The organism is Mesorhizobium sp. M0833 (assembly GCF_040319905.1).
Taxonomy (GTDB): domain Bacteria; phylum Pseudomonadota; class Alphaproteobacteria; order Rhizobiales; family Rhizobiaceae; genus Mesorhizobium.
This window is the reverse complement of the sequence record NZ_JAMYOQ010000002.1, coordinates 380,520-407,448: the sequence shown is the minus strand read 5'-3', so window position 1 is coordinate 407,448 and position 26,929 is coordinate 380,520. Positions and strand designations below refer to the sequence as shown.

The window sequence follows — 26,929 nt, the reverse complement described above, 5'->3', positions numbered from 1 at the left end:
CGGTCGCCAAGCGCCTCCTCAAGTTCGCGATCCGACAGGCCGTAGAGTGACTGCAGCAAAAGCGCCTTGAACAGAACCAGCGGTGGCCAAGCTGCGCGCCCGGGTCCGCCATCGCGCAGCGGGTTGAGCAGCTTCTCGAAGCGATACCACTTCACCAGACCCGACAATCGATCAAGCGGTGAAGAACCGCCAGCCAACTTGCCGCCCAGAAAAGCCTCCGCCAAGCTCAACTGGCCCATCTGCTTCACTGCCATCGCGATTCCCTCCGACCTTCGTCTCAGAGAATCACAATCAGCGAATTACGCAACAGGCCCCTTGAGGGGGAGATGGCCGGCAGGCCAGAGGGGGGTGTGACAGAACGCTGCCTTCGTGACTCTGTCCCCGGTACCGCTTGATGCCGTCGCCGCCTCTCGCCTCGGCCAAATCCGACTTCCCGTGGTGGCTTGCCTTGGCCGTGGCGATCGCCTTGGCCGCCGCCGTCTTCATCGTTGCCAGCGACCTCTATGCCCAGGTCTTCGCAACCGTCGCCAAGGGCATCGGCGTCACCATCTTCGTCACCGTGGTCGCTTTTGCGCTGGCTTGCGCGATCGGGCTCGGCGTCGCGCTGATGGGCCTGTCAGGCTCACGCTGGCTCAGCCAGATCGCCCGCTTCTACGTCGAGATCATCCGCGGCGTACCGATGCTGGTGCTGTTGTTCTGGATCGCCTTTGCCGGCGCGCCGGTCTTCGTCGCGGCGTGGAACGCGCTGACGGCGCCGTTGCAAAGCGCCGGCCTTTTCGGTGAGCTGCTGGTACGCGACGTCTCGCTTTTATGGCGCGCCGTCATGGCGCTGACCATCGGCTATTCCGCCTTCATCTCGGAGGTGTTCCGCGCCGGCATCCAGGCGGTCGAGAAGGGCCAGATCGAGGCGGCGAAGGCGCTCGGGCTGACGCGCACGCAGCGCTTCCGGCTGGTCGTCTTTCCGCAGGCGATCCGCACCATCCTGCCGCCGCTCGGCAATGATTTCGTCGCCATGGTCAAGGATTCCTCGCTGGTCTCGGTGCTCGGCGTCGCCGACATCACCCAGATGGGCAAGATCTACGCCGCCGGCTCGTTCCGCTTCTTCGAAACCTATTCGATCGTCGCCTATATCTATCTCATCCTGACCGTTGGCCTGTCGCTGGCCATGCGGACGCTGGAGAAGCGGCTGCGCCACCAGCATGGGGAATAGAAGGCAGGCAAAGACGGCGCTACCATCGAGCGGACGCGACCGGGGAGGACCCATGATCATCGACAAAGCCAATGCGGCGCTTGAAGCGGTCTACACGGCCGACACGCCTGAGGCGCTCGCCAAGGCCTATGCGCAATGGGCCGCGACCTATGACGGCGAAACCGCGGCGCTCGGCTATCTCCTGCCGTTCCTGATCACCGCCTGGGTGGCGCGCTACGTGCCGCCGGGCGAAGGACCGCTGCTCGACGCCGGCTGCGGCACCGGCCTGTCGGGGCCGTCGCTCAAGGCGCTCGGCTACCACGACATTGCCGGGCTCGACCTGTCGCAGGACATGCTGAAAATCGCCGGCAGCCGGCAGGCCTACAGCGAGCTGAAACAGGCGATGCTCGGCGGGCCATTGCCCTGGCCGGACGGCTATTTCCGCGCCTTTTTCTCGACCGGCGTGTTCACCATCAGCCACGCGCCGGCGTCGGGCCTGCATGAGCTGGTGCGCATCACCCGGAAGGGCGGCCACGCCATCTTTACGGTCCGTGACCAGGTGTTTGAAAGCAGCGGGTTCAAGGCCGTGTTTGGCGAACTGGAGCAGGCGAAAAAATGGCGGCCGGTCGAGGAGAGCCCATGGTTCCGCTGCTACGCGATCGCCGAGCCCGACGCGCTGGTGAAGACGTTTGTGTTCGAGGTGCTGTGAAGCGTCTGCGAAAGCAGACGCGATTGCTGAAAAGCCAAAACATTGATATGAGCAGCGCCATGGAAGAGCTTTTTGGCGATCCGGCCTATAAAGGTTTCGTGCTGCAGGACAGGAAACGCCTGCCGTCGCGATTTTCCGCGCGCGTCTGCGGGGCGCTGACCAGCCGACTTCGCTAGGGCGGACTCGCCAGGCTGTTTCGCCGGGCCGACCGGCGTCCTTTTCCCTTTTTAAATCGACGGATTTACGCACATGAGCGCACCGCGCACCCTCTACGACAAGATTTTCGATGACCATGTCGTCGACCGCCAGGACGACGGCACCTGCCTGCTCTATATCGACCGCCACCTCGTCCACGAAGTCACCAGCCCGCAGGCTTTCGAAGGCCTGCGCATCACCGGCCGCAAGGTTCGGCATCCGGAAAAGACGCTGGCTGTCGTCGACCACAACGTGTCGACCTCGCCGGAGCGAAAGTTCGGCATCAAGAACGAGGAAAGCCGCATCCAGGTCGAAGCGCTGGCCAAAAACGCCAAGGATTTCGGTATCGAATATTATTCCGAGAAGGATATCCGCCAGGGCATCGTCCACATCATCGGTCCCGAGCAGGGCTTCACGCTGCCCGGCATGACCATCGTCTGCGGCGACAGCCATACCTCGACGCATGGCGCGTTCGGGGCGCTGGCGCACGGCATCGGCACCTCGGAAGTCGAGCATGTGCTGGCGACGCAGACGCTGATCCAGCGCAAGGCCAAGAACATGCTGGTGCGCGTCGACGGCGCACTGCCGGAAGGCGTCACCGCCAAGGACATCATCCTCGCCATCATCGGCGAGATCGGCACAGCCGGCGGCACCGGCTATGTCATCGAATATGCCGGCGAGGCAATCCGTGCGCTGTCGATGGAAGGCCGCATGACGATCTGCAACATGTCGATCGAAGCCGGCGCGCGCGCCGGCCTGATCGCGCCGGACGAGACCACCTTCGCCTATGTCAAGGACAAGCCGCGCGCCCCCAAGGGCAAAGCCTGGGATGCCGCGCTCGCCTATTGGAAGACGCTGCAGTCCGACGAAGGCTCGCATTTCGACAAGGTCGTCGTGCTCGACGCGGCAAAGCTGCCGCCGATCGTCTCCTGGGGCTCCTCGCCCGAAGACGTTGTCTCGGTTCAAGGCATCGTGCCGAACCCAGACGACATCACCGACGAGAACAAGCGCACGTCCAAGCAGCGTGCACTCGACTATATGGGCCTGACACCGGGCACCAAGATCACCGATATCGAACTTGACCGCGTCTTCATCGGCTCCTGCACCAATGGCCGCATCGAGGATCTGCGCGCCGCCGCCAAGGTGATCGAAGGCAAGAAGGTCAATCCGCGGGTCAGCGCGATGATCGTGCCGGGCTCCGGCCTGGTCAAGGAACAGGCCGAGGCCGAAGGCCTCGACAAGATCTTTGTCGCGGCCGGCTTCGACTGGCGCGAGCCTGGCTGCTCGATGTGCCTTGCCATGAACGACGACCGGCTGAAGCCGCATGAGCGCTGCGCCTCGACCTCGAACCGCAATTTCGAAGGGCGCCAAGGCTTCAAGGGCCGCACCCATCTGGTGTCGCCGGCAATGGCGGCGGCGGCGGCAATTGCCGGCCATTTCGTCGACATCCGCGAGTGGAAATAGCGCAGGGCGCGCCCTGTCGGATATGAGAGTGCCCGAGCCGCAATGCGGTTCGGGCATTCTTCAGCCGGGCCGCCTGACGAATTCGTGAAATCCCTCACGTCGGCCGGGTTGGTCCTTTGCAACGATCAGCGCCAGTTGGCGCTCGTCGAAGAGTTTGAACCATTCATCCCATTCGACCAGTTCATAGCCGCCGGCATTGACCGGACGTTCGGGCTCATCCTGGTCCTGATAGGCATGCTGGCCGAAGACCAGCCTCAGCATGGGCTGCGTTCCGGCTTCGGGCGACACGTCGACGATCGCCGGAAAGCCGGCGCGCGCCGCCGCCCAAGAGCGAATTGCATCGTGATCGGTCAGCATGATCGTGTCGGCCATCGGAGCGTCTCCTGGTTGCCGTCGTGAAACGCCGCTCGCCGTTCGCGGTTCCGCCCAGCGGCTGCGTCGACGCACCTGTCGTATATTCGCTTTCGCTTAACCGCTTGTTTGGGCTTCCGCTCTAACGTCTCCTGAGGGAAGCGAGGGGAAATTACAGCGCTTGGACACCGGCCTGCTCATAGCGCTGCTCAATCCAGGCATCGCCCTCACACTCGGCACTGCATTTCTCGTGCTGTGGTTCTATCAGCGTCACCGTCCCTATCTGGCCGTGCTGGCGGCGGGCTACTCGGCCTCGGCCGCAGGCTTCCTGCTCCAGTATTTCACGCTGCCTGTCGGTATGGCGCCCACCAAGCTCATCTCGATCCTGTGCTTCACCTTTGCCACTTGCTGTCTCGCCGGCGCGGTCATTGCGCGCTATGGGCGGCGCGTGCCTTACACGGCGGTCGGCATTCTGGCCTGCGGCGGACTGGCCGCGTTCTCGTGGTTTCTTTTTGCCCGGCCGGATCTCACCTGGCGCATCCTTGCCATCAATTTCAGCTTCGGCGGCATCAGCCTGGTTGTTGCCGCCGAGTTGCGCGCAGTGCGCAACAACGGCCCGACAGAAATGGTCCTGTTCGTACTGTCGCTGCTTTCCGGCATGAACTTCCTGGCGCGGACCCTTGCCGTCGTCATCGCGCATGGGCCGTTCACCAGCTATGAAGGGCTTTACACCTCCTCCTATTGGACGACGGCGCTGCTGTCGCATGCATTGCTGTCGCTGCTTATTGCACTTTGCCTGTTTGGCGCCGCCGCGCTCGATGTGACGAAGGCCCTGAAGACCGAAACCCTGACAGACCCGCTGTCGGGCCTGCTCAACCGCCGCGGCTTCGAGGAGCGCGCCACGCTGGTGCTGCAGCACTGTGCCACGGCGCGATTGCCGGTTACGCTGGTGCTGGCCGATCTCGATCATTTCAAGGCACTCAACGATCAGCATGGCCACGCGGCCGGCGATCGCGTCATCGTCGATTTCGCCGCCAAGCTTCTGTCGGCTGCAGGTGCGCGCGGCGTTGCCGGCCGCGTCGGCGGCGAAGAGTTCGCCGTGCTGTTGCCGCTCAGCGACCTTGGCGCGGCAAGACTGTATGCCGAAACCATTCGCACGCTCTATTCGGCGGGCCGAATCGACGGGCTTCCGCCCGAGACAAGAGTGACCGCGAGCTTCGGCGTGGCCGCCCGCACCAGCGACGAAGGGCTGGACCCGCTGATGCGCCGCGCCGACGAAGCGCTCTACAAAGCCAAAAGGAATGGCCGCGACAGCGTGTGCCTGTCCCATCAGCGGCCTGAAACGGTCGTCCTTCCCAATCGGACCAGTGCTGGCTGAGCGTCAGCGGCGGCTTCGAATTAACGTCTTTTTCGCGCGTTGGTGATCTGCTGTTCGGGGGGAGTGCCAAAACGCCATGGGCAGCGCTAATTTCATCCTGCTGATCAACCTGTTCGTTGCCGGGCTGCTGGCGGCGGCCTTCATGACGATCGCGGTCTATGACGCCGGCCGGGTGTCGGCGCGCTGGCTAGCGTTCGGCTATGTGCTCGGCATGGCTTATTTCGCGATCGAGTTCAGCATTCCTGCCTTCGACAATGCGCGCCCCGTAGTTGTCGCCGCCTTTGCCGCTTTCCTTGCTGCTACCATCGCCTTCAATGGCGGGCTTGCCCATAAATACCGCGTTTCGCCGCCTTGGCCGCCGATGCTGCTCTTCCTGGTCTTCGCCACCCTCGCGGTCTACTTCGTCCAGGATCTGCCACGCCAGTCCTTTGTGCGAATGGCGGCCTACCAGCTTCCCTATGCGGCCACCCAATTCACCGGGCTGGCGATCGTCTTGTCGTCCAGGCAAAGACGCGAGCGGCTCGACTATATGCTGATGGCTGTCCTGGCGGCCAGCACCTTGCAATTCGCCAGCAAACCCTTCATCGCCCATGCGCTTGGGGGCTGGGGTGCCAACCCGCAATCTTATGCGCAGACCAGCTATGCGTTGGTGTCGCAGTCTGTCGGCACCGTGTTCGGCCTGGCGCTTGCGCTGGTGACATTGGCTATCCTGGTCCGCGACGTGCTCGCCGAGGCGACGTCGAAATCGGAAACCGACACGCTTTCGCGGCTGCTCAACCGTGGCGGCTTCGAGCGCCATGCCGAGATCGCACTGCGCGACGCCATGCGGCGCGCCGTTCCAGCGGCACTGGTCATTGCCGATCTCGACCATTTCAAGCGCATCAACGATACTTACGGCCACGCGTCGGGCGATCGGGTCATCGAGGCCTTTGCCGGTTTTCTCCGCGATGCCGCGGCCGACCATCATGTCGCCGGACGCATCGGCGGCGAGGAATTCGCTATTTTCCTGCCAGGGACCAATCTAGCCGCCGCCCGGCTCTTTGCCGAGGGCACGCGGAGCGCCTTCGGTGCCACGCCGATCGACTGCCTGCCCGCGAATCACCGCTGCAGCGCCAGCTTCGGCGTTGCAGAGCTTGGTCCGGGCGAAAGCTTCTCCGACCTGCTGCGGCGCGCCGACAAAGCGCTCTATCAGGCGAAGGGCAGCGGCCGCGATTGCGTGCGTGTCTCTGTGGGGCCGGCTGTTGCCCTGCCGGCGCCGTCAACCAAGGGCGGCGTGGCCGTCAGCGGCAGGGGCTGAGCTCCGGCATCTCGCCGTCGGAGAGGCCGTACATATAGCTGCGGCCCTTGACGAAAACCGGCGGCCTGTAGCAGTCGCCGCCGCGCACATCGTCCGATTCGTTTTCATAGATCACGTCGGGCTGGCCGGCGCCGGTGTAGTCGGACAACTCCTTGGCCAGCTTGCCCTCGCCAACGAGGATACGCTTGTAGCCGGCGGCGCTGTCGATGACGAGATTGCCGAAGGAATCGGCATAGACGCGGTCATGATGGCGCGCCCCGGCGAATGCCGGTGCGACGACGCCGACGGCGAGCGCCGCCAATAGGAACCAGGCAAGGCGCGATCCTGCTGAATTCGAATGCATGGCGTGCTGCTCCATTGCTGAGAGGCAAGCCTCCTCGAATCAGAAATTAACCTTTTATTAACCTTTGTTAAGAGGGCAACCGCAGCCGGGGCGAGGTCTCGGAAAATATGGTTAATACCCGATCGCCCACCGGCCATCATTCGGCCATGCCTTGTTCCCACCATCGCCGGCATCGGGCGCGACTCAAAAAGCATGAAAATCCGGGGCTTTCCGGAGCATCGCTGCGGGCTCGATGCGCGGGGGAAAGCAGCATGAGATTACACCGCAGGTTTCGGATGGCGCTGGCCATTCCGCCGCTACTGGCTGCCGCCGCCTGCGCGCCGCAGACCAGCGCGCCCAAGCTCGGCAATACGGCCGCCGCTTCCGTGTCGCTTGCTCCCGCCGCCAGCGAACCGACGGCACCGCAGCCGCGCATCGCTACTTACAACTGCGCCGACGGTAGCGTGATGACCATCGAGAACCTTGGCACGTCGGTGCGCGTGCTCGGCCAGGACGGCACCAGCGCCGAGCTGCCGGCTTCACCGGCCAATCAGACCAGCCGTTACGGCGAGGCGCATGACGCAATCGTGATCGACGGGCGTGACGCGCTGGTGATGAAGGGCGGTGCCTCACCGCTGGCCTGCAAGCGCTGATCCGCCCCCTTATGGCAGCCATATTTTGCAGTGCAGCGACATTGTGCCGGCTCAAGGCGATAATCCTAATCGATTGAAGCTGAAAGCCTCGCTTTCATCAGACTAAATTACGTTTTCGAAACGGTTTTCCGGCTTTGACGCGGTGCAAAAAGAGCATTAGAAACCGGCTGTCCGAAGTCGCAACCGGAAGCGGCAATGCCGCATTCCCGCCTGAGGCTCCAGAGACGCCGAACTGGGGGAGCCATGAGCAAATCACCAGCCACCCGCGAATTTGCCAGACGTGAACGGCCGCTTTCGCCGCACCTGACCGTCTATCGGCCGCCGATCACCATGACGATGTCGATCGTCCACCGCATCACCGGCGGGGCGCTGTATTTCGGCACGCTGCTGGTCGCGCTGTGGCTGATGGCGGCGGCGAGTTCGGAGGCGACCTTCAATGCCGTCAACTGGGCCTTCGGCTCGTGGCTGGGACGGCTGGTGCTGTTCGGCTACAGCTGGGCGCTGATGCACCACATGCTGGGCGGTGTGCGCCATCTGATCTGGGACACTGGGGCAGGGCTGGAAAAGCATACCGCGTCAAGGATCGCCTGGGCGACGCTGGCCGGCTCGGTCATGCTGACGCTGCTGATCTGGATCGCCGGCTACATGGCGCGGGGGAGCCTGACATGAGCGGCAAAAACACCGACATGCGCACGCCGCTGGCCAAGGTCCGCGGCCTCGGTTCCGCCCGCGAGGGCACCGGCCATTTCTGGCGCCAGCGGCTGACGGCGATCTCCAACATCCCGCTGGTCCTGTTCTTCGTCGGCTTCCTGATCGCACTCAACGGCGCCAGCTATATCGAGGTGCGCGCCGCACTTGCCAATCCATTCGTGGCACTGGTGCTGGCGCTGGTGCTGCTGTCGGTGCTCTACCACATGCGGCTCGGCATGCAGGCAATCATCGAAGACTATGTGCATGGCGAAGGCGCCAGGCTGGCGCTGCTCGCCCTCAACACATTCTTTCCCGTAGTCGTCGGCGTCGCTTCGGTCTTCGCCCTGCTTAAACTGGCATTTGGAGGCTGAGTTTTGGCCAAGGACGCGAAGAACGCCAACACGGCTTCCGCCTATAGCTATGTCGACCACAAATTCGACGTCGTGGTCGTCGGCGCCGGCGGCGCCGGCCTGCGGGCCACGCTCGGCATGGCCGAGCAGGGCCTGCGCACCGCCTGCATCACCAAGGTGTTCCCGACGCGCTCGCATACGGTTGCGGCGCAGGGCGGCATTGCCGCCTCGCTCGCCAATATGGGTCCCGACAACTGGCAGTGGCATCTCTTCGACACCGTCAAAGGCTCGGATTGGCTGGGCGACACCGACGCGCAGGAATACATGGTGCGCGAAGCGCCGGCGGCAGTCTACGAGCTCGAGCATTACGGCGTCCCCTTCAGCCGCACCGAGGACGGGAAAATCTACCAGCGGCCGTTCGGCGGCATGATGATGAATTTCGGCGAGGGGCCGCCGGTGCAGCGCACCTGCGCGGCCGCCGACCGCACCGGCCACGCCATGCTGCACACGCTCTACGGCCAGTCGCTGAAGCACAATGCGCAGTTCTTCATCGAGTATTTCGCGCTCGACCTGATCATGGAGCCGGACGGCACCTGCACCGGCGTCGTCGCCTGGAACCTCGACGACGGCACCATCCACCGCTTTTCGGCGAAAATGGTGGTGCTGGCGACCGGCGGCTATGGTCGCGCCTATTTCTCGGCCACCTCCGCGCATACCTGCACCGGCGATGGCGGCGGCATGGCCGCACGCGCAGGGCTGCCGCTGCAGGACATGGAGTTCGTGCAGTTCCACCCGACCGGCATCTACGGCGCCGGCTGCCTGATCACCGAGGGCGCGCGCGGCGAGGGCGGCTATCTCGTCAATTCCGAGGGCGAGCGCTTCATGGAACGCTACGCGCCGTCAGCCAAGGATCTGGCTTCGCGCGACGTGGTCTCGCGCTGTATGACGCTGGAGATCAGGGAGGGCCGCGGCGTCGGCCCGAAGAAGGATCATATCTTCCTGCACCTCGACCATCTCGACCCGGCCGTTCTGCACGAGAGGCTCCCGGGTATTTCGGAATCGGCAAAGATCTTTGCCGGCGTCGACCTGACCAAGGAGCCGATCCCGGTGCTGCCGACGGTCCATTACAATATGGGCGGCGTGCCGACCAATTACTGGGGCGAAGTGCTCAACCCTACTGCCTTGAACCCGGACCAGGTGTCGCCCGGGCTGATGGCGGTCGGCGAGGCCGGCTGCGCCTCGGTGCACGGCGCCAACCGGCTGGGCTCGAACTCGCTGATCGACCTGGTGGTGTTCGGCCGTGCGGCGGCGATCCGGGCCGGCCAGGTGATCGACCGGACATCGGCGATCCCTTCGCCCAACGAGGCCGCCGTCGAAAAGATCATGGACCGCTTCGACCGGCTGCGTCACGCCAACGGCTCGACGCCGACAGCGGTTTTGCGCGAAAAGATGCAGAAGGCGATGCAGGAGGACGCGGCGGTGTTCCGCACCCAGGAATCGCTGGAAAGCGGCTGCAGGCGCATTTCGCAGCTTTGGGGCGAGCTCAAGGACGTCAAGGTGTTTGACCGCTCGATGATCTGGAACTCCGACCTGGTCGAGACGCTGGAGCTGGAAAATCTGATGGCCAACGCCATCACCACCGTCTACGGCGCCGAGGCGCGCAAGGAAAGCCGCGGCGCGCACGCGCGGGAGGACTTTTCGGCCCGCGACGACGCCAACTGGCGCAAGCATACGCTGGCCCGGCTCAACGAGGCCGGCGAGGTGGCGCTCAGCTACCGGCCGGTGCACACGGAGACGCTGCTCAAGGAGGCAGACGGCGGCATCAATCCGGCCAAGATTGCGCCGAAGGCCAGGGTGTATTGAGGATGGCGCTGGCGACAGCTGGATATTCCGGCACGCCCCTTCCAGCCAAGCTCGGCCTGAAGGACGGGATGATTGCCGCCTTCGTCGCCTTGCCGGCCGAGCTGGACGACCTTGCCGAAGCCGTGGACTTTGCCGAGCTCGACCGGCTGGCCAACTGGTCGGCGATTTCGGGCGTTCATGAGAAATACGATGCCGTGCATGCTTTCACCCGGCAGCGTGTCGAGATCGAGGACCGTCTTGGCGACATCGAAGCGGCGATCAAGCGGGACGGCATGGTCTGGGTCTCTTGGCCAAAGAAGGCATCGAAAGTGCCGACCGACGTCACCGAGGACGTTATCCGTACAGAGGCGCTGAAGCTCGACCTCGTCGACGTCAAGGTCGCCGCCGTGAACGAGATCTGGTCCGGGCTGAAGCTCGTCATCCGAAAGGACCTGAGGTAATGGTCGAACTCACGCTTCCGAAAAACTCGAAAATCATGGCCGGAAAAACCTGGCCGAAGCCGGAGGGTGCCACCAATCTGCGCGAATACCGCATCTACCGCTGGTCGCCGGACGATGACGAGAACCCGCGCATGGATACGTATTTCGTCGACATGGACGATTGCGGGCCGATGGTGCTCGACGCGCTGCTCTGGATCAAGAACAAGATCGATCCGACGCTGACCTTGCGCCGCTCCTGCCGCGAAGGCATTTGCGGCTCCTGCGCCATGAACATCGACGGATCGAACACGCTGGCCTGCACCAAGGGCTGCGACGACATTTCCGGCGCGATCAAGGTCTATCCGCTGCCGCATATGGCCGTGGTCAAGGACCTCGTGCCCGACCTCACCAATTTCTACGCCCAACACGCCTCGATCGAGCCGTGGCTGAAGACGGTGTCGCCCGAGCCGGCCAAGGAATGGCTGCAAAGCCACGAGGACCGCGAAAAGCTCGACGGGCTGTACGAGTGCATATTGTGCGCCTGCTGCTCGACCTCCTGCCCGAGCTACTGGTGGAACGGCGATCGCTATCTCGGCCCGGCGACGCTTCTGCAGGCCTATCGCTGGCTGATCGATTCCAGGGACGAGGCGACGGGCGAGCGGCTCGACAATCTCGAAGACCCGTTCCGGCTCTATCGCTGCCACACCATCATGAACTGCGCCCAGACCTGCCCCAAGGGGCTCAACCCGGCCAAGGCGATCGCCGAGATCAAGAAGATGATGGTGGAGCGACGGGTATAGGGGGTGATCGGCTTTGCCGATCATGTTGTCCGTAGCGATCCTTCGCGCCCCCCTCTGTCCTGCCGGACATCTCCCCCGCAAGGGGGGAGATTGGCCGTCATCTTGGCTTTCGCTAATCTCCATCATTGCAAGAATGGACGCACAGCGTTGAAGCTGCCGATCTCCCCCCTTGCGGGGGAGATGTCCGGCAGGACAGAGGGGGGTGCTGTCCCTCCGGCCTCAGAAGGATAGCCGATCCAATGACCGACTCCGACCTTCCCATCCTCTCTCCCATCGAAGCGCGCGTCCTCGGCTGCCTGATCGAGAAGAAGGAACTGACGCCCGACGTCTATCCGCTGACGCTCAATGCAGCACATGCGGCGGCCAACCAGAAAACGGCGCGCGAGCCGGTGATGTCGGTCGAGCTTGCCGAGGTCAGACGGGCGCTTGGCCAGCTCGAGCAGAAGGGCCTCGTCAGGCAGGTGTTCGCGTCGCGCGTCGAGCGCTATGAGCATGTCGTGGCACAGCGCTTTTCCCTGACCTCGGCGCAGATCGCGCTGCTCGGCCTGTTGTTGCTGCGCGGCCCGCAGACGGCCTATGAATTGCTGGCGCGAAGCGAGCGCCTGGCGCGGTTGCCGTCGATCGACGAGCTTCGCGGCAATCTCGATCTGCTGATCGGCCGAAGGCCGCCGCTGGTGCAGCAGATCGATCGCGGCCCCGGCCAGCGCGAGGATCGCTATGTCCATCTGCTCAGCGGGCCGGTGCAGCTGTCGACTGCAGCAGCGCCCCTGCAATCGTCCTCGCCGGCCTCGGATCTGGAGACGCGCGTGCAGGCCCTCGAGGAGGAGGTCGCGGCATTGCGCGCCCGCCTGGATGCGCTGACCGGCGATGGGCGATAAGGATTTTCGAGACGTTGGCGGACAGCGCCCTCAAGGTGAGGGGCAGCGCCGGCCTTAACAATTGGCGTCCCAAGTCAATTGGGTCCATCTGTCTGAACCGATTGCCCCGAACCTCGCCCGTCAGCCGAGTCTGGCGTCGAGCGATACCTTGATGGCGCCGAGCGCCTTCGAAACCGGGCATCCGCCCTTGGCTTTTTCGGCTAGTTCCTGGAATTTGGCGGCATCGATGCCCGGTACCTTGCCGACCAGCGTGATCGCGCTGCCGGTGATGCCGGTGCCGGGGACCAGTGTCACCACGGCCTTGGCGTCGAGCTCGGTAGCCGGAGTGCCGTTCTCGGCAAGAAGATGCGAAAGTTGCATGGCAAAGCAGCCGGCATGGGCGGCGGCGATCAGCTCTTCCGGGTTGGTGCCGGATTTGCCGCTCTCGTCCTCGAAACGCATCTTGGCAGAATAGGGCGTGCCTTTCAGCGTCCCGCTCTGGGTATCGAGCGTGCCTTTGCCTTCCTTGAAACTGCCTTTCCAAACGGCGTTGGCGGTGCGGTCCATCAATTCCTCCTTGATTGTCGTGATTGAGCCCGTAGTCGGCGTCCGGTCGACTATAGCGCGCGCCGGAGCGAAGGCCACCCACGCTTTCGTATCGGCGGCAGCGTGACACACCATGTTCGAGCGAAAAAAATTCGAAAAAATACGCATGCAAAAATGTCGACTTCCATCTGTCCCGGCCGTCCTGCGGGCGGCCATGGAATTGGTGGCCGGATGGAGGACCACATGAACAATCTGTTTTCTGCTCACTGGACAAGCACCAGCCACATGGCCGGTGAACAACAAGCCGACTGGTCGCGCCTGCGGCCTTCCGGCTTCGGACGACTGCTTGCGGCGATTGCCATCATCGGCATTACGGTGTCCTTTCTCGACTATGCAGCGGCCAAAGGCCCAGCTGACGTGTCCGTCGCCTCGCCCTACGGTCCAACCCAGGAATGGAGGTAAAGATGAGATACGTTTGCCTGGTCTATGGTGAAGAAAAAGATCTCTACGCAATGACGCCTGCGAGGCTGGCCAAGCTCGACGCCGATTCGCTGGCCTATGACAGGTCGGTGGCGCAAAGCGGCCGCCTGATCATCGCGCAGGCGCTGCAATCGGTGAAGACATCGAAGACCGTGCGCCGGCGCCAGGGCAAGCGGCTGGTCACTGACGGCCCCTTCGCCGAGACCAAGGAGCAGTTGCTCGGTTTCGTCATGATCGAGGCCGGGGATCTCGACGAGGCGCTGGAGATCGCCGGCGGAATCCCGCTGGCCGAAATCGGCACGATCGAGGTGCGGGCGATCTACAACGTGCCGGGGTCGTAGGGGTGTCCCGATAAGATCCTTGGCAAAGTGATGGCGGCCGATGACTGGCGCAGGCTTTCGTTTTCTTCGATCGATGCAACTTTTGCGTGTTGAAGCGAAGCAATACTTCTTCTATCGTCGCCCGAGATTGGGGATCTTGGGGTATGCATATATTGATTGCTGCAATCGGCCTGCTGGGGGCAGCGGCGTTCTGGTGGTACCGGCTGAAGATCATGAACGACGCGGCGCGTGAGGTTGCCGACGTCGTTGGCCGCGTCCAGGGCAATATTCGCCGCAAGAAGCTGCGCACGCAGGCGGCGCTCTCGCCGCTGACGGCGATCGACGATCCGGTCGTCGCCGCCGCGACGCTGATCACCGCGATTGTTTCCGAGCATGGTCCTGTGCTGCCGCAACGCGAAGCCGCCATTCGATCGGTGATCTCGGAGATCGCCGACAAAAAGCAGACCGATGAAGCCGTGATCTACGCCAAATGGGCGGCATCGCAAATCGACGACGCCACGGTCGTCATCGACAAGCTGGCACCGTTCCTGCGCGAACGGCTCGACGCAGCTGAAAGGAACGATCTGCTGCGAATGGTCAGCCGTGCGGCGGAAGCTGGTGGACAAAACCTGCCGATTCCCGACCAGCGCATGCTCCGGCTGCGCCAGAAGCTAGGCTTTGAGGTCAACTGACCGAACGCCAGTAAAACGCGCGCGCTTGCCGGGCCTAGATCGCCTCGCCCTTCAACAGTTTCGGCGTGTCGCCGGACAGACCCGACGCCTGGCGGATGAAGAACCCCTTCAGCCGCGGCATGCGCTCGACAAGGCCGAGGCCGATGTCGCGCAAAGTGCGCAGCGGGCCGAAATCGTTGGAAAACAGCCGGTTCAGCACATCGGTGGTGATGCCCATCTGCACCGTGTCGAAACGCCGCCATTGCTGGTAGCGCTCAAGCACGTCCAGCGCGCCGATGTCCTGGCCGAGCCGGTCGGCCTCGACCACCACTTCGGCTAGCGCCGCCACGTCCTTGAAGCCGAGATTCAGACCCTGGCCGGCGATCGGGTGGATGCCGTGGGCGGCGTCGCCGGCCAAGGCGATGCGCGGCGCGACGAAGGCGCGCGCAATGATCAGCCCAAGCGGCCAGGCACGCGGCTTGTCGGCGATATGGATTTCGCCGAGTTTCAGGCCAAAGCGCTGCTCGAGCTCATATTCCAGGACCAGGGTGTCGCCACTGACCAGCTTGTCGGCATCGTGCGACCGTTCGACCCAGACGATCGACGAGCGGTTGGTGCCGTCCTTGCCCGGCTTGAGCGGCAGCGTGGCAAACGGGCCTGCGGGAAGGAAATGCTCTTCGGCGCGGCCGTTGTGCGGCCGCTCATGCGCCACCGTGCAGACGATGCCGGACTGGCCATACTCCCATTTCACCGTCTTGATGCCGGCCATGTCGCGCAGCTTCGAGTTGACGCCGTCGGCGGCGACCAGCAGCCGCGCCTTCAGCGTCGCGCCGTCGGCAAGATGCACGGTGATGCCGGCGCCGTTGATGTCGAAGGCGCTGACGGCGACGCCTTCGATGATGCCGACGCCGAGTTGTTCGGCGCGCCGGCGCAAGGCGCCGTTCAAATCCTTGTTGGCGACCATATGCGCGAAGGGTTCGCCGGGCGCGACCTCGCCATCGAAAGTGAGGAACACCGGGCGGACCGGATCGGATGTGCGCGAATCAGTGACGATCATTTCGGTGATCGCCTGCGCCTCCGGCGCGATCTCGTTCCAGACGCCGAGCTGGTCGAGCATGCGGCACGCGGCGGCGGCAATCGCCGAGGCGCGGCCGTCCTTCCGCCAGACCCCGGCGGGTGCTGCATCGACGACGGCAACGGCAAGGCTCGGCCGCGCCTGCTTCAGCGATACGGCGGCGGCCAGGCCGACATAGCCGGCGCCGGCGACAAGAACGTCGAGCGAATTCTTGCTGTCCACCATCGCAATTCCTTTCGCAGCCTGACCGTCGCCGGGCTTTCCGCCCTTGACTGCCCGCTGTTCCTGTCGGAAACCGCCATGGTAATTTTGCGGCGAGGTCAAGATGACGGCAGCCATGGACGAGCTTCTCGGCATTCTCGACCTCGAGCAGCTGGAACACAACCTGTATCGTGGTCGCAGCCCCAAGCTCGACTGGCAGCGCATCTTCGGCGGCCAGACCATCGCCCAGGCGCTGGTCGCCGCACAGCGAACGGTCGAGCCCGAGCGCTATGTGCACTCACTGCATGGCTATTTCATGCGGCCGGGCGACACCAAGGTGCCGATCATCTACGAGGTCGACCGTATCCGTGACGGCGGCTCCTTCACCACGCGCCGCGTCGTCGCTATCCAGCACGGCCAGGCGATCTTTTCGCTGGAAGCCTCGTTCCAGCAGGATGAGGTCGGCCTGGAACATCAGGTGCCGATGCCGCAGGACGTGCCGGCGCCCGACACGTTGCTGTCGCAGCGCGAATTGCTGGGCAAGTTTGGCGAAGCGGTGCCCGACGGCATCAAGCGCTATTGGGAGCGCGACCGGCCGATCGAGATGAAGCCGGTAATGCTGAAGCATTATACCAGCCGGGAAAAGCTCGAGCCGAAGCAGAACATCTGGATCCGCACCACCGGTCCGGTGCCGGCCGATCGCGCCACGCAGGCGGCTGTGCTCGCTTACCTCTCCGACATGACGCTGCTTGACACCTCAACCTTTGCCCATGGCCGCGCCATTTTCGATCGCGATATCCAGGCAGCCAGCCTCGACCATGCCATGTGGTTCCACCGCAGCCACCCGCTCGACGACTGGATGCTGTACACGCAAGACAGCCCGTCGACGCAAGGATCGCGCGGTTTTACCCGCGGCTCGCTGTTTGCCCGCGACGGCACGTTGATCGCCTCGGTTGCCCAAGAAGGACTCATCCGGCTGAAGCGACCGCCTGCGGAGTAGGCATTTTTCGAAATTTGCCTATTTTTTAATCATATGCACTGCCGCGACTGTGAACAGGCAGTCGGCAAACCTTCCCGATTTCGTTGTTTAACAACAGTTTAACACCCTGCTTCGGCAATTGGCACGGAGCTTGAATCCTAGCGGGCACTCTCCGGCTCTCATGGGGATCGGCGAAGTCGTGCAAAACGCGGGGACCCGCAACAGCAAAGGGTGAAACCTTATGAAGATCGTGATGGCAATCATAAAGCCGTTCAAGCTCGACGAGGTGCGCGAGGCGCTCACCGCGGTCGGCATCCAGGGCCTGACCGTCACCGAAGTAAAAGGTTACGGACGCCAGAAGGGGCACACGGAAATCTATCGCGGGGCGGAATACGCGGTCAGCTTCCTGCCGAAGATCAAGATTGAAGTCGCGGTCGCCGTCGACATGGTCGACAGGGCGGTCGAAGCCATCACCGCCGCGGCCAAGACCGGCCAGATCGGCGACGGCAAGATCTTCGTTTTCGGCATCGACCAGGCGGTGCGCATTCGCACCGGCGAAACAGACACCGACGCGCTTTGAGCCGCCGATACGTATTCCAATGGAGAGTTCAATGAATATTCCTTCCACCTTGAAGATAACGGGACGCGCGGCCGTTTTGGGCTCGCTCGCTCTCGCTGCACTGGGCACGGTTGCTGCGTTCGCGCAGGAAGCGGCACCGGCAGCACCGGCTGCCCCAGCGCCCGCGCTCGACACCGGCAACACCGCCTGGATGCTGACCTCGACGGCGCTGGTGCTGATGATGACCATACCGGGCCTGGCGCTGTTTTATGGCGGCATGGTGCGCAAGAAGAACGTGCTCGCCACCATCATGCAGAGCTTTGCCATCACCTGCCTGGTGACGGTGCTGTGGTTCATGTTCGGCTACTCGCTGGCCTTCTCGGATGGCGGCGGCATGAATGCCTATCTCGGCGGCTTCTCGAAGTTCTTCCACAACGGCATCACCACCTCGTCGCTGTGGCTGCCGGGCGTGGCGAACATCCCTGAGTTCGTCTTCTCGATGTTCCAGATGACCTTCGCCATCATCACGCCGGCGCTGATTGCCGGCGCCTTCGCCGAACGCATGAAGTTCTCGGCGCTGCTCATCTTCATGGGGGCGTGGCTGCTGGTGGTCTATGCCCCGATCGCGCACTGGGTGTGGGGCGGCGGCTTCCTCGGCACAGCCGGCGTTCTCGATTTCGCCGGCGGCACGGTCGTTCACATCAATGCCGGTGTTGCCGGCCTGGTCTGCGCGCTGGTTCTCGGCAAGCGTGAAGGCTACGGCACCGCCAACATGGCGCCGCACAACCTCGTCTACTCCGTAATCGGTGCTTCGCTGCTGTGGGTCGGCTGGTTCGGCTTCAACGCCGGTTCGGAACTGGCCGCCGACGGCCTTGCCGGTGCCGCGATGCTGAACACCCAGGTTGCCGCTGCCGCTGCGGCGCTCGCCTGGATGTTCGCCGAATGGATCGTCGCCAAGAAGCCGAGCGTTCTCGGCATCATCTCGGGCGCCGTCGCCGGCCTGGTCGCGGTGACGCCGGCTTCCGGCTTCGTCAATCCGACCGGCGCCTTCATCGTCGGCATCGTCGCCGGCGTGCTGTGCTACGTCTCGGCCGTCAAGCTCAAGCACGCGTTCGGCTATGACGACTCGCTCGATGCATTCGGCGTGCACGGCATCGGCGGCATCATCGGCGCATTGCTGACCGGCGTGCTCGCCGATCCGGCGATCAACAGCCTCGGCTCGGGCGCCTCTGTCGGCAAGCAGCTCTACGGTATCGTCTTCACCATCCTGTGGACGGCGATCGCGAGCTTCGTGATCCTCTACATCGTCAAGGCGCTGGTCGGCCTGCGTCCTTCCACCCAGGAAGAGGTCGAAGGCCTCGACATCAGCCAGCACGGCGAAGTGGTGCCGTAAAGGCATTGGCCGGCATCGGCGTTTTGCCGGTGCCGGGAAGATCCCGTCGTGACGCTCCCGAAAGGACTCACGCCTTGAGGCCCGGAAACCTTCCGGGCCTCTTTTTTGCGCACGGATGGCCGTGATGGCTCGATCGCGGTCGCTTGATCAAGGTGCTCGATCGGCCGGCGGCGTGAAACATCGGCCGCAGCGGCTCCGAACTGTGGTGGAGGTCGCCCGTTCCGGTGACGCAGATTGCCCATGGTTAATGCGCCCTTAACCTTCCCGCCGCTAGTCTGACAGCCGAATCTGCCGTGTTGCGCGTCCGCGCCCGGCCGGGCAACGACAGACGAGGAAGAGCATGCGTTCAGGGGCTTCAGCACCGCTTGCGCTGGCCGATACGGGGCACGGCATCCGGGCGTTCGCGAGGCGCCAGGTGGGGCGGCTGGTCGGTGCCGGGCTGTTTGCTCTGGTTGGCTTCGGCATCGCCGCCCTTGCCACCTGGAACGTCGCCGATCCGAGCTTTTCGCACGCCACCGATAATATCGTCACCAATGCCATGGGTTATGCGGGCGCCGTCTTTTCCGACATCGCCATGCAGTTCTTCGGGCTTGCCGCCGTTGCGGCGTTGGTGCCGGCGGTGATCTGGGGATTTCTGCTGTTTACCGCGCGCGGCGTCGACAGGCTGCCGAAACGGGCGCTCGCCTGGTTCGGGTTTTCGCTGCTTGGCGCGGCAATCGCCGGCTGCGTGGTGCCGCCCAAGACCTGGCCGCTGCCGACCGGCCTCGGCGGCGTATTCGGCGATATGGTGCTCAATATCCCAGGCCTCATCATCGGCGGCTATCCGACCGGCCTCGTCGCCAGCGTGCTCGCCGTGCTCCTGGCAGCGCCGGCGCTGTGGGTATTCTTGTATGGCTCGGCGCTGATTTCGCGCAAGAACGGCTTTGCCGTCCTCGAACAGCCTGCGGCGCCCGATCCGCAGGACGACCTGCTTTTCGACAATGACGAGGACGAGGGCGACGAAGGCATATTGGCGCTTGGCGCCATCACCCACTGGTGGCTGTCGCTGCGGGCCTATCTGCGCCGCCGCGCCGCGCGTCGGCGCGAGCGCGACGATTTCGAACCGGAGATGGAACCGCGCCCCAGCGCCTGGCGGCGGGCGGCCGAACGGGTCGAATCGGCCGAGTTCGCCGAGGCGCGGATGAGCCCGGGCGGGCGCGCCCGCGTCGAGCCGGAATTCTTCGCCGCCATGGTCAACGACCGCAGTGCCTCGATCGACCCCGACGATGCCGACGTCTTCGACAACGACGACAATGACGACATGGATTTCGCGCCCGAGCCGGCCGGCCAGCGCCGCGCCGCGCCGACGGCAAAGGTGCAGAACTTCCGCTCCGACGCGGCGACGCGCGTCGAGGCGCCGGCGCCGCGGCCGGCACCAGGCGCCCGCGTCCAGCGCGAGGCGCAGACGTCGCTGATCGGCTCGGAGAAATTCGAGATGCCGTCGCTGCATTTCCTGTCGGAACCGAAGAACGTGGTGCGCGACGCAAGCCTGTCCAAGGACGCGCTGGAGCAGAACGCCCGCCTGCTCGAGGGCGTGCTGGAGGATTTCGGCGTCAAAGGCGAAATCATCCATGTGCGTCCGGGTCCGGTCGTCACGCTCTACGAGCTGGAACCGGCGCCCGGCATCAAATCGTCGCGGGTCATCGGCCTGTCCGACGACATCGCCCGCTCGATGAGCGCCATCGCCTGCCGTGTCGCCGTGGTGCCGGGCCGCAATGCCATCGGCATCGAATTGCCGAACGCCAGGCGCGAGACCGTCTATTTGCGCGAGATCATGGCCAGCCGCGATTTCGAGACCACCAAGGCCAAGCTGGCGCTGGCGCTGGGCAAGACCATCAATGGCGAGGCGGTGATCGTCGACATCGCCAAAATGCCGCACGTGCTGGTTGCCGGTACCACCGGCTCGGGCAAGTCCGTCGCCATCAACACCATGATCCTGTCGCTGCTCTATCGGCTGACGCCGCAGGACTGCCGGCTGATCATGATCGATCCAAAGATGCTGGAACTCTCGGTCTATGACGGCATCCCGCACCTTCTGACGCCGGTGGTCACCGATCCGAAGAAGGCGGTGGTGGCGCTGAAATGGACCGTGCGCGAGATGGAGGACCGCTACCGCAAGATGTCGAAGGTCGGCGTTCGCAACATCGACGGCTTCAACGCGCGCGTGCAGCAGGCCGAGAAAAAGGGCGAAAGGATCTCCCGCACCGTGCAGACCGGCTTCGACCGCCAGACCGGCGAAGCGATCTACGAGACGGAGAACCTCGACCTCGAGCCGATGCCCTACATCGTCGTCATCATCGACGAGATGGCCGATTTGATGATGGTCGCCGGCAAGGACATCGAAGGCGCGGTGCAGCGCCTGGCGCAGATGGCGCGCGCCGCCGGCATCCATGTCATTATGGCAACGCAGCGGCCGTCGGTCGACGTCATCACCGGCACCATCAAGGCGAATTTCCCGACCCGTATCTCGTTCCAGGTGACATCGAAGATCGACAGCCGCACCATCCTGGGCGAGCAGGGCGCCGAACAGCTGCTCGGCATGGGCGATATGCTCTACATGGCCGGCGGCGGCCGCATCCAGCGCGTGCACGGTCCTTTCGTCTCCGACGACGAGGTGGAGAAGATCGTCGCGCATCTGAAGCTGCAGGGCGTGCCGGAATATCTCGACGCCATCACGGAGGACGACGACAAGGATGACGACGAGCCGACGGGCAAAGGCAGTGGCGGCGGCGACGGCGGTAATTTCGAGGATTCCGACGATCCCTACGACCAGGCGGTTGCGGTGGTGCTGCGCGACGGCAAGGCCTCGACCAGCTACATCCAGCGCCGGCTCGGCATTGGCTACAACCGCGCCGCCTCGATCATCGAGAAGATGGAGAAGGAAGGCATTGTCGGCCCGGCCAACCATGCCGGAAAACGCGAAATCCTGGTGCCGACGGAGGACGACAAGTTCTAGAGCACATCCGCGCCGGCAACTTTGAACCTTTTGGCGCGTTGCAACGATGAGCGCCGTGCGGCCCGCCAAACTTAAGCCCAACTGGGGGGCCAGACCAATATAACGAGCAAGCAATCAGATGATGGTGACCGGCATGAAAAACGCAACTCTCGCCCCAAAAAGGGATTTCGCCCCAACCCGCCGGCAGGTGCTCGGCCTCGGTCTGGTCCTGGCCGGTGCGGCGGCCGCCAATGTCGTGCCCGGCTTCCAGCTGCTGGCGTCGGCGCAAGCAGCGGTTCCGGCGACGGCGCAGAAGATCGCCGATCATTTCTCCTCGGTCAAATCGATGAGCGGCGAGTTCGTGCAGTTCGGGCCCAAGGGCGAGCAGACCGGCGGCAAGTTCTTTCTGGAACGGCCGGGCAAGATCCGCTTCAATTATGACGGCGCCTCGAATTTCAGGGTGATTTCCGACGGCAAGTCGGTGGTCATCCTCAACAAGAAACTGCGGACCTCCGACCTCTATCCGCTGTCGAAGACGCCGCTGAAGCTGCTGCTCGACGACAAGATCGATCTGTCGGGCGGGCGCGTCAGAAGCGTCAAGGAAGAAAACGATCTCACCACCATCCAGCTTGCCGACAAATCGGTGTTCGGCAATTCGAAGATCACCATGATGTTCGATCCGAAATCCTATGAATTGCGGCAGTGGACCATCACCGATGCGCAGGGCAAGGACACAACGGTGATGATCTTCAACACCAAGGAGGGCGTCAGCTTCGCCCCCGACACCTTCGCCATCGATTATACGGCGAACCGCGAGCTGAACACCAAGACGCGGTAACTTTCTACTGCTGCGGGATGGCTTTTCCGCGTTGGTGCGGGCGGCTTGTTTTTGCGGTGCGCGGCTGGCAGTAGTTTCCGCGATTGACTTCCGTCGGAGCCATCCGGCGGATCTTGCGTTGTCCGGAACCCCACATGCCGTTTTCCGTCGCTACCTGGAACATCAACTCCGTTCGACTGCGCATGCCGATCGTCGAGCGCCAGCAGGTAGAGCAGGCGCCGGACATGCTCTGCCTGCAGGAAACCAAGGTTCCGGACGAATTGTTTCCGGAGAAGGCGTTCCGCAAGCTCGGCTACGAGCACATCGCCTTCCATGGCCAGAAGGGCTATCACGGCGTTGCGACCATAGCGCGCCGTCCGATCGAGGTGGTCGAAAAGCGCCGCTTCTGCGAGATCGACGACAGCCGGCATCTGTCGGTCACCGTCAAGGCCGGCGGCAAAACGATCCTGCTGCACAATTTCTACGTTCCGGCCGGCGGCGATGAGCCCGACCCGGCCGTTAACCGAAAGTTCAAGCACAAGCTCGATTTCGTTGCCGAGATGAACGCCGTGCGGGCCGAGCATGACGAGCACTCCGGCTCGATCCTGGTCGGCGACCTCAACATCGCGCCGCTCGAGCACGATGTCTGGTCGCACAAGCAGCTCCTCAACGTCGTCAGCCATACGCCGGTCGAGACGGAAAATTTCGAGGCGATGCGGCTCTCCGGCGACTGGGTCGACCTGATGCGGCTCAATGTGCCTTACGAGGAGAAACTCTACACCTGGTGGAGCTATCGCGCCCAGGATTGGCAGGCCTCAAATCGTGGCCGCCGCCTCGACCATATCTGGTCGTCGCCAAACCTGGTGCCACATTTTGCCGGCTATGAAATCCTGCGGCCGGCACGCGGCTGGGAACGACCCTCGGACCACGTGCCGGTGATCGGGCGTTTCAACCTCGATTAGCTTTATCTCGCCTTAGCAACTCAACGAAACCTGAAGCTATCCGCGATGTAGTCGGGACGGGCGTTGAGCGCGGCGAAAACGTCGTCCAGGTCAGGCGCCCCCGCCAATATGCCCGACAGGACCAGCGTTGTCGCGACGCCGACGCCGTTGCCGCCGGCGATGTCGTGCTCGACGCTGTCGCCGACGCAGACCACGCTGTCGCGCTCCGGGTGACCCGCCAGTGCCAGCGCTGCCTCGAATATCTGCGGATTGGGCTTGCCGATGCGCGCCACGCTGCCGCCGAGGCTCTCATAGAGATCGGCGAGCCGGCCGGCGCCGAAGCGAGGGCCGACGGCAGTCAGCATGATCTTGTCGGGATTGGTGCAGAAGCATGGCACCCGGCGCGCGGCCGCCGGACCAAGAAGCCGGCGATAGTGGTCGAGGTCGTAGCGATCGCCCTCGCTGGCGGAAATCAGCACCAGTTCGGCATCGTCGCCGTCCTTGGCCAGCACGAAGGGCAGGCCGTCAACAGCCGAACGGTCATTGTCGCGGCGGATCAGCAGGCATTTTGTCTGCGGGCGCAGGGCTCCGGATGCCGCCATTTGATGGAAGGAGCGCCACGCCACCTCGCCGGATGAGACAAAGTGATCCCAGCTTCCCGGTTCGAAGCCGAGCTTCAGCAGGCGGCGCTCATTGGGTTGCGCCCGCTTGCCGGAATTCGAGATCAGCACGATGGTCTTGCCGGCACGCTTGAGTGCCGACAAGGCCTCGACAGCGCCTGGATAGGCGCTGGTGCCGTCGTGCAGCACACCAAATTGGTCGAGCAGGAATACCTGATAGTGCTCGGCCAGCGCGGCGATGCCGTCGAGGTGCTGAATTGCCTTGGCCGTCATAAAAGCCCCGCTGCCCTAGCGCCCATCAGCGCCAGCCGCGCCGTGCCGGCGGCGGCCTCCTCCGAAAGAGCCGGCACGAGAGCGACGCCAAGCTTGCGCTGCCGGATTGCCGTCCAGGCCGGATTGGCCGCTCCGCCGCCGACGCTCCTGACCGATGTCAGCCGGGGTGCGCCGAGTTCGGCAAGCCGGCGATAGCCGAGCGCTTCGATCGCCGCAATACCCTCGAGCATCGCTTTCAAATAATCGGCGTCGTCGGCGGGCCGCGGCTCGAGGCGCGGCGGCAAGGCCGGATCGGCTATGGGGAAGCGTTCGCCCGGCGCCGGCAGCGGGTAATAGTCGAGACCGGTCTCGGTCGCCGGGTCGATTTTTTTGCTGAGTTCGACAATGCGGGCGACGGGGAAGTGCTGGGCCAGAACCTTGCCGCCAGAGTTCGAGGCGCCGCCCGCCAGGTAGGTGTCACCCAGCCGATGGCTGTAGATGCCGAATTGCGGCGCCGAGATCGGCCGGTCGGAGAGAATCTTGATGGTCAGCGATGAGCCGAGCGCAGTGACGCCGTCGCCCGCCGCCGTCGCGCCGGTTGCCAGGAACGACGCACAGCCATCGGTGGTGCCGGCGACCACGACCACGTCACGCGGCAGGCCGAACATTTTCGCGGCGCTGGCGGTGAGCGTGCCCGTGACATCGCCCGGCCGCACGATGCCAGGCAGCAATTCCATGCGCATTCCGGTGGCCGCGATCCAGTCCGGCCAGCGGCGGGTTTCGACATCGTAGCCGGTTTTCAATGCGTTGTTTTCGTCGCTGCCATCGAAGCGGCCGGAGAACTGTCCGGCGATCCAGTCGGCCTGGTGCAGCACAACGGCGACGCCGGGCAGGTGCTGGAAAGACAATGCCTTGGCGAGACCGGAGGTCGCCCCAAGGGCAGCGCTCGTTGCCGGTGCTGCGCCGGCTATTTCACTCAGAATAGTGTGGTCAGCGACCTTGTCGTTGTACATCAGCGGTTCGGCCAGCGGCCGCCCGGCGCCGTCGACCGGCAGCAGCGTGCCCGACGTTCCGTCGACGGCGATCGAGCGCACTGCCGCGCGATCGATACATTTGAGCAGTTCCGCCAACGTCGCGCCGACGGCCTCCCACCAGATGGCGGGGTCGCGGCCGTTCGGCCCAAATCGCTCGAGGGCAATAGCGGAATGCGCGGCAATGGAAAAGTCCGGGCGCATGGCGACGGCGCGCGCGCCGGATGTACCGATGTCGATGCCGATGGCAAGCGGGCCAGACGAACGCGGCATGTCAGCTGCCTCCGGCATTGAGTTTCTGGCGATATTTTTCGGCGTCCCAGTTGATCAGTTCGTCATTCTCTGCCGCTGTCAGATAATTAAGCTTCGCTGCGACATCGACCCGCGCGGTCACGTCGGCGAGGCAGCGCTGCATGGCGTCGGCACCGGCGCCCGCGTCGCCGCGCATCAGCACGCCGAGGCCGGGAAACAGGATCGCCACGGGTGCGGCGCCGCAGCGCTCGATGACGCGCTTTACATCCTCGCCCGGCCTCGCCACGACCGAGCCCTTGCCGAGAAAGATGACGTGGTCGGGGTAGAGGCTGCCACCCGAAGCCATGCGGCAGCTTTCGGGGTCGATCGCCACCGCGTGCGCCTCGACATCCGCCGGCAATCTGTAGTCGCTGTCGCCGGCGAGCGCCATCAATGCCGCGGTGTCCGGCTCAGCCACCTGGCGCGGCGACCGTGCCAGCAGCTGTGTCACGCGGCGCAGCAGCATATCGGCCGCGGCGACGGTCTCTGCGGCAACGACCAGGCCGTGATTGCCGAGGATCAGGATATCCACGCCTGGCCGAAGGCGCTCGGCGATGCCCTGGGCGAGCGGCAGCCCTGGCCGGCGATAGGGAACATACGCCCATTGGTGGCCGTCGAGCCGCCTGGCGGCCTCGGTCTCGCAGTCGGCCTGCACGGCCAGCGAAATGGTCTCGACGCAGTGGACATGCAGAACGATGCGCTGCGGCATCAGCGCATGTACGGTGGTCTCGATCGACGGGCGCAAGCCGCGCGGATTGAGCGCGCCGACAGTGAAGGCCTGTGGCTGTTCGGCGGTCGGGTCGCGTCGTTCGATGGCGTAGAGCAATGGCGGGATGCTGACCGGCACCATGATGTCCGCGGTGAGCGCGTCCTTCAGCCAAGTGCCGGAGGCCTTGATCCAGAGCGTGTCACCGGCTTTCAGCGAGGTGTTGCCGCCGGCGGCCTGGGTCAGATGCGGGTCGCTGCCGATCTCGGCGGAGAGCGACCGCAGCGCTGCCAATTCCTGCGCATCCGCACTGATCGTCATCGAAATTCCTCCACAAACCGGCCGCGTGGCCACGGCTTTGGACGTCCTGTCGCCGGGACGAAGACCGACGCTGGTATCGCAGATGCGAGTAAGTTACGTCAACAGTGATGTTATCGCGTCAAATCAGACTTGCAATCCGAGGGCCGTTGAGTAAGTTGCACCAATTGCCGTGCAAAATGGCATGCCGTGCAGTGGCTTGGGAGGCAAGCGCATTG

The 26,929-nt window shown here is 64.1% G+C and carries 29 protein-coding genes; 21 read left to right on the top strand and 8 right to left on the bottom strand.

What is annotated here, in order from left to right; genetic code table 11:
• On the bottom strand, nucleotides 1-254 hold a 254-nt coding region (locus tag NKH98_RS04140; protein WP_352896773.1), incomplete at its 3' end, for a transposase.
• 140 nt (nucleotides 255-394) lie between these two features.
• Here NKH98_RS04140 and NKH98_RS04135 point away from each other — a divergent pair.
• From NKH98_RS04135 to leuC, 3 genes are all read left to right on the top strand, one after another.
• Complete coding sequence (locus NKH98_RS04135; RefSeq protein WP_352896771.1) at nucleotides 395-1,210, top strand: amino acid ABC transporter permease; 816 nt, start codon at nucleotides 395-397, stop codon at nucleotides 1,208-1,210.
• Between the two features lie 52 nt (nucleotides 1,211-1,262).
• Nucleotides 1,263-1,898 carry a class I SAM-dependent DNA methyltransferase gene (locus NKH98_RS04130; protein ID WP_352896769.1) on the top strand — a complete coding sequence of 212 codons (636 nt, stop codon included), beginning with the start codon at nucleotides 1,263-1,265 and terminating at the stop codon, nucleotides 1,896-1,898.
• A gap of 249 nt (nucleotides 1,899-2,147) precedes the next feature.
• Complete coding sequence (gene leuC, locus NKH98_RS04125) at nucleotides 2,148-3,557, top strand: 3-isopropylmalate dehydratase large subunit (RefSeq protein WP_352896767.1); 1,410 nt, start codon at nucleotides 2,148-2,150, stop codon at nucleotides 3,555-3,557.
• Between the two features lie 60 nt (nucleotides 3,558-3,617).
• Here the strand turns inward: leuC and NKH98_RS04120 are convergent, their stop codons facing one another.
• On the bottom strand, nucleotides 3,618-3,929 hold the full coding sequence (locus tag NKH98_RS04120) for a hypothetical protein (RefSeq protein ID WP_352479645.1): 312 nt from the start codon (nucleotides 3,927-3,929) through the stop codon (nucleotides 3,618-3,620).
• Nucleotides 3,930-4,089: 160 nt separating this feature from the next.
• Here NKH98_RS04120 and NKH98_RS04115 point away from each other — a divergent pair, with 160 nt between their 5' ends.
• Nucleotides 4,090-5,286, top strand: coding sequence for a GGDEF domain-containing protein (locus tag NKH98_RS04115; RefSeq protein WP_352896765.1), 1,197 nt, complete (start codon nucleotides 4,090-4,092; stop codon nucleotides 5,284-5,286).
• A 76-nt stretch (nucleotides 5,287-5,362) separates the two neighbouring features.
• The gene (locus NKH98_RS04110) at nucleotides 5,363-6,583 is read left to right on the top strand and encodes a GGDEF domain-containing protein (protein ID WP_352896763.1); all 1,221 of its coding nucleotides are present in this window, start codon (nucleotides 5,363-5,365) and stop codon (nucleotides 6,581-6,583) included.
• Here the strand turns inward: NKH98_RS04110 and NKH98_RS04105 are convergent.
• The gene (locus NKH98_RS04105) at nucleotides 6,567-6,926 is read right to left on the bottom strand and encodes a hypothetical protein (RefSeq protein WP_352896761.1); all 360 of its coding nucleotides are present in this window, start codon (nucleotides 6,924-6,926) and stop codon (nucleotides 6,567-6,569) included. The genes NKH98_RS04110 and NKH98_RS04105 overlap by 17 nt on opposite strands.
• A gap of 251 nt (nucleotides 6,927-7,177) precedes the next feature.
• Between NKH98_RS04105 and NKH98_RS04100 the strand changes: the two genes are divergently transcribed.
• The 7 genes from NKH98_RS04100 (at nucleotide 7,178) to NKH98_RS04070 (ending at nucleotide 12,558) form a co-directional block, all read left to right on the top strand.
• Nucleotides 7,178-7,558 carry a hypothetical protein gene (locus tag NKH98_RS04100; RefSeq protein WP_352896759.1) on the top strand — a complete coding sequence of 127 codons (381 nt, stop codon included), beginning with the start codon at nucleotides 7,178-7,180 and terminating at the stop codon, nucleotides 7,556-7,558.
• Nucleotides 7,559-7,801: 243 nt separating this feature from the next.
• Nucleotides 7,802-8,227, top strand: coding sequence for a succinate dehydrogenase, cytochrome b556 subunit (sdhC, locus tag NKH98_RS04095; protein ID WP_352896758.1), 426 nt, complete (start codon nucleotides 7,802-7,804; stop codon nucleotides 8,225-8,227).
• Nucleotides 8,224-8,619, top strand: a complete 396-nt coding sequence (gene sdhD / locus NKH98_RS04090; RefSeq protein ID WP_352508952.1) for a succinate dehydrogenase, hydrophobic membrane anchor protein — start codon at nucleotides 8,224-8,226, stop codon at nucleotides 8,617-8,619. Before sdhC ends, sdhD begins: the two co-directional genes overlap by 4 nt.
• 3 nt (nucleotides 8,620-8,622) lie before the next feature.
• The gene (sdhA, locus tag NKH98_RS04085; RefSeq protein WP_254817824.1) at nucleotides 8,623-10,461 is read left to right on the top strand and encodes a succinate dehydrogenase flavoprotein subunit; all 1,839 of its coding nucleotides are present in this window, start codon (nucleotides 8,623-8,625) and stop codon (nucleotides 10,459-10,461) included.
• A gap of 2 nt (nucleotides 10,462-10,463) precedes the next feature.
• Nucleotides 10,464-10,901, top strand: coding sequence for a DUF3052 family protein (locus NKH98_RS04080; RefSeq protein WP_352896757.1), 438 nt, complete (start codon nucleotides 10,464-10,466; stop codon nucleotides 10,899-10,901).
• Nucleotides 10,901-11,680: a succinate dehydrogenase iron-sulfur subunit gene (locus NKH98_RS04075; protein WP_352479638.1), complete on the top strand. Its 780-nt coding sequence runs from the start codon at nucleotides 10,901-10,903 to the stop codon at nucleotides 11,678-11,680. The genes NKH98_RS04080 and NKH98_RS04075 overlap by 1 nt, the downstream gene beginning before the upstream one ends.
• A 239-nt stretch (nucleotides 11,681-11,919) precedes the next feature.
• Nucleotides 11,920-12,558 (top strand): YceH family protein, encoded by a 639-nt coding sequence (locus NKH98_RS04070; RefSeq protein WP_352479972.1) that lies wholly within the window; start codon nucleotides 11,920-11,922, stop codon nucleotides 12,556-12,558.
• A 120-nt stretch (nucleotides 12,559-12,678) separates the two neighbouring features.
• Here NKH98_RS04070 and NKH98_RS04065 read toward each other — a convergent pair whose 3' ends face one another.
• On the bottom strand, nucleotides 12,679-13,104 hold the full coding sequence (locus tag NKH98_RS04065; protein WP_352508948.1) for an OsmC family protein: 426 nt from the start codon (nucleotides 13,102-13,104) through the stop codon (nucleotides 12,679-12,681).
• 222 nt (nucleotides 13,105-13,326) lie between these two features.
• On the opposite strand from NKH98_RS04065, the gene NKH98_RS04060 reads away from it, so the two are divergent.
• The 3 genes from NKH98_RS04060 (at nucleotide 13,327) to NKH98_RS04050 (ending at nucleotide 14,575) form a co-directional block, all read left to right on the top strand.
• The gene (locus tag NKH98_RS04060) at nucleotides 13,327-13,545 is read left to right on the top strand and encodes a hypothetical protein (protein ID WP_352738329.1); all 219 of its coding nucleotides are present in this window, start codon (nucleotides 13,327-13,329) and stop codon (nucleotides 13,543-13,545) included.
• Between the two features lie 2 nt (nucleotides 13,546-13,547).
• A complete protein-coding gene (locus NKH98_RS04055; protein ID WP_352479974.1) occupies nucleotides 13,548-13,904 on the top strand; it encodes a YciI family protein in 357 nt (118 codons plus the stop codon).
• 143 nt (nucleotides 13,905-14,047) lie between these two features.
• Nucleotides 14,048-14,575, top strand: coding sequence for a hypothetical protein (locus tag NKH98_RS04050; protein WP_352691681.1), 528 nt, complete (start codon nucleotides 14,048-14,050; stop codon nucleotides 14,573-14,575).
• A gap of 34 nt (nucleotides 14,576-14,609) precedes the next feature.
• Here NKH98_RS04050 and NKH98_RS04045 read toward each other — a convergent pair whose 3' ends face one another.
• Complete coding sequence (locus NKH98_RS04045) at nucleotides 14,610-15,854, bottom strand: ubiquinone biosynthesis hydroxylase (protein ID WP_352896805.1); 1,245 nt, start codon at nucleotides 15,852-15,854, stop codon at nucleotides 14,610-14,612.
• 100 nt (nucleotides 15,855-15,954) lie between these two features.
• Here NKH98_RS04045 and tesB point away from each other — a divergent pair, with 100 nt between their 5' ends.
• The 6 genes from tesB (at nucleotide 15,955) to NKH98_RS04015 (ending at nucleotide 23,514) form a co-directional block, all read left to right on the top strand.
• A complete protein-coding gene (gene tesB / locus NKH98_RS04040; RefSeq protein WP_352649387.1) occupies nucleotides 15,955-16,830 on the top strand; it encodes an acyl-CoA thioesterase II in 876 nt (291 codons plus the stop codon).
• A gap of 220 nt (nucleotides 16,831-17,050) precedes the next feature.
• Nucleotides 17,051-17,389, top strand: coding sequence for a P-II family nitrogen regulator (locus NKH98_RS04035; RefSeq protein WP_254817816.1), 339 nt, complete (start codon nucleotides 17,051-17,053; stop codon nucleotides 17,387-17,389).
• A gap of 49 nt (nucleotides 17,390-17,438) precedes the next feature.
• The gene (locus NKH98_RS04030; RefSeq protein WP_352896803.1) at nucleotides 17,439-18,761 is read left to right on the top strand and encodes an ammonium transporter; all 1,323 of its coding nucleotides are present in this window, start codon (nucleotides 17,439-17,441) and stop codon (nucleotides 18,759-18,761) included.
• A 340-nt stretch (nucleotides 18,762-19,101) separates the two neighbouring features.
• Entirely contained in the window at nucleotides 19,102-21,756 is a 2,655-nt protein-coding gene (locus tag NKH98_RS04025) for an FtsK/SpoIIIE family DNA translocase (RefSeq protein WP_352896756.1), read from the top strand.
• 133 nt (nucleotides 21,757-21,889) lie between these two features.
• Nucleotides 21,890-22,573, top strand: a complete 684-nt coding sequence (locus NKH98_RS04020) for an outer membrane lipoprotein carrier protein LolA (protein WP_254817814.1) — start codon at nucleotides 21,890-21,892, stop codon at nucleotides 22,571-22,573.
• A gap of 134 nt (nucleotides 22,574-22,707) precedes the next feature.
• Complete coding sequence (locus tag NKH98_RS04015; protein ID WP_352896754.1) at nucleotides 22,708-23,514, top strand: exodeoxyribonuclease III; 807 nt, start codon at nucleotides 22,708-22,710, stop codon at nucleotides 23,512-23,514.
• A gap of 20 nt (nucleotides 23,515-23,534) precedes the next feature.
• On the opposite strand, the gene NKH98_RS04010 is transcribed toward NKH98_RS04015, so the two are convergent.
• The 3 genes from NKH98_RS04010 to NKH98_RS04000 are packed head-to-tail and all read right to left on the bottom strand — an operon-like array spanning nucleotide 23,535 to nucleotide 26,714.
• Complete coding sequence (locus tag NKH98_RS04010; protein ID WP_352802124.1) at nucleotides 23,535-24,386, bottom strand: TIGR01459 family HAD-type hydrolase; 852 nt, start codon at nucleotides 24,384-24,386, stop codon at nucleotides 23,535-23,537.
• Nucleotides 24,383-25,669 (bottom strand): FGGY-family carbohydrate kinase, encoded by a 1,287-nt coding sequence (locus tag NKH98_RS04005; protein WP_352896753.1) that lies wholly within the window; start codon nucleotides 25,667-25,669, stop codon nucleotides 24,383-24,385. The genes NKH98_RS04010 and NKH98_RS04005 overlap by 4 nt, the downstream gene beginning before the upstream one ends.
• A gap of 1 nt (nucleotide 25,670) precedes the next feature.
• Nucleotides 25,671-26,714, bottom strand: a complete 1,044-nt coding sequence (locus NKH98_RS04000; protein ID WP_352896751.1) for a class II aldolase/adducin family protein — start codon at nucleotides 26,712-26,714, stop codon at nucleotides 25,671-25,673.
• Between the last annotated feature and the right edge of the window lie 215 nt (nucleotides 26,715-26,929).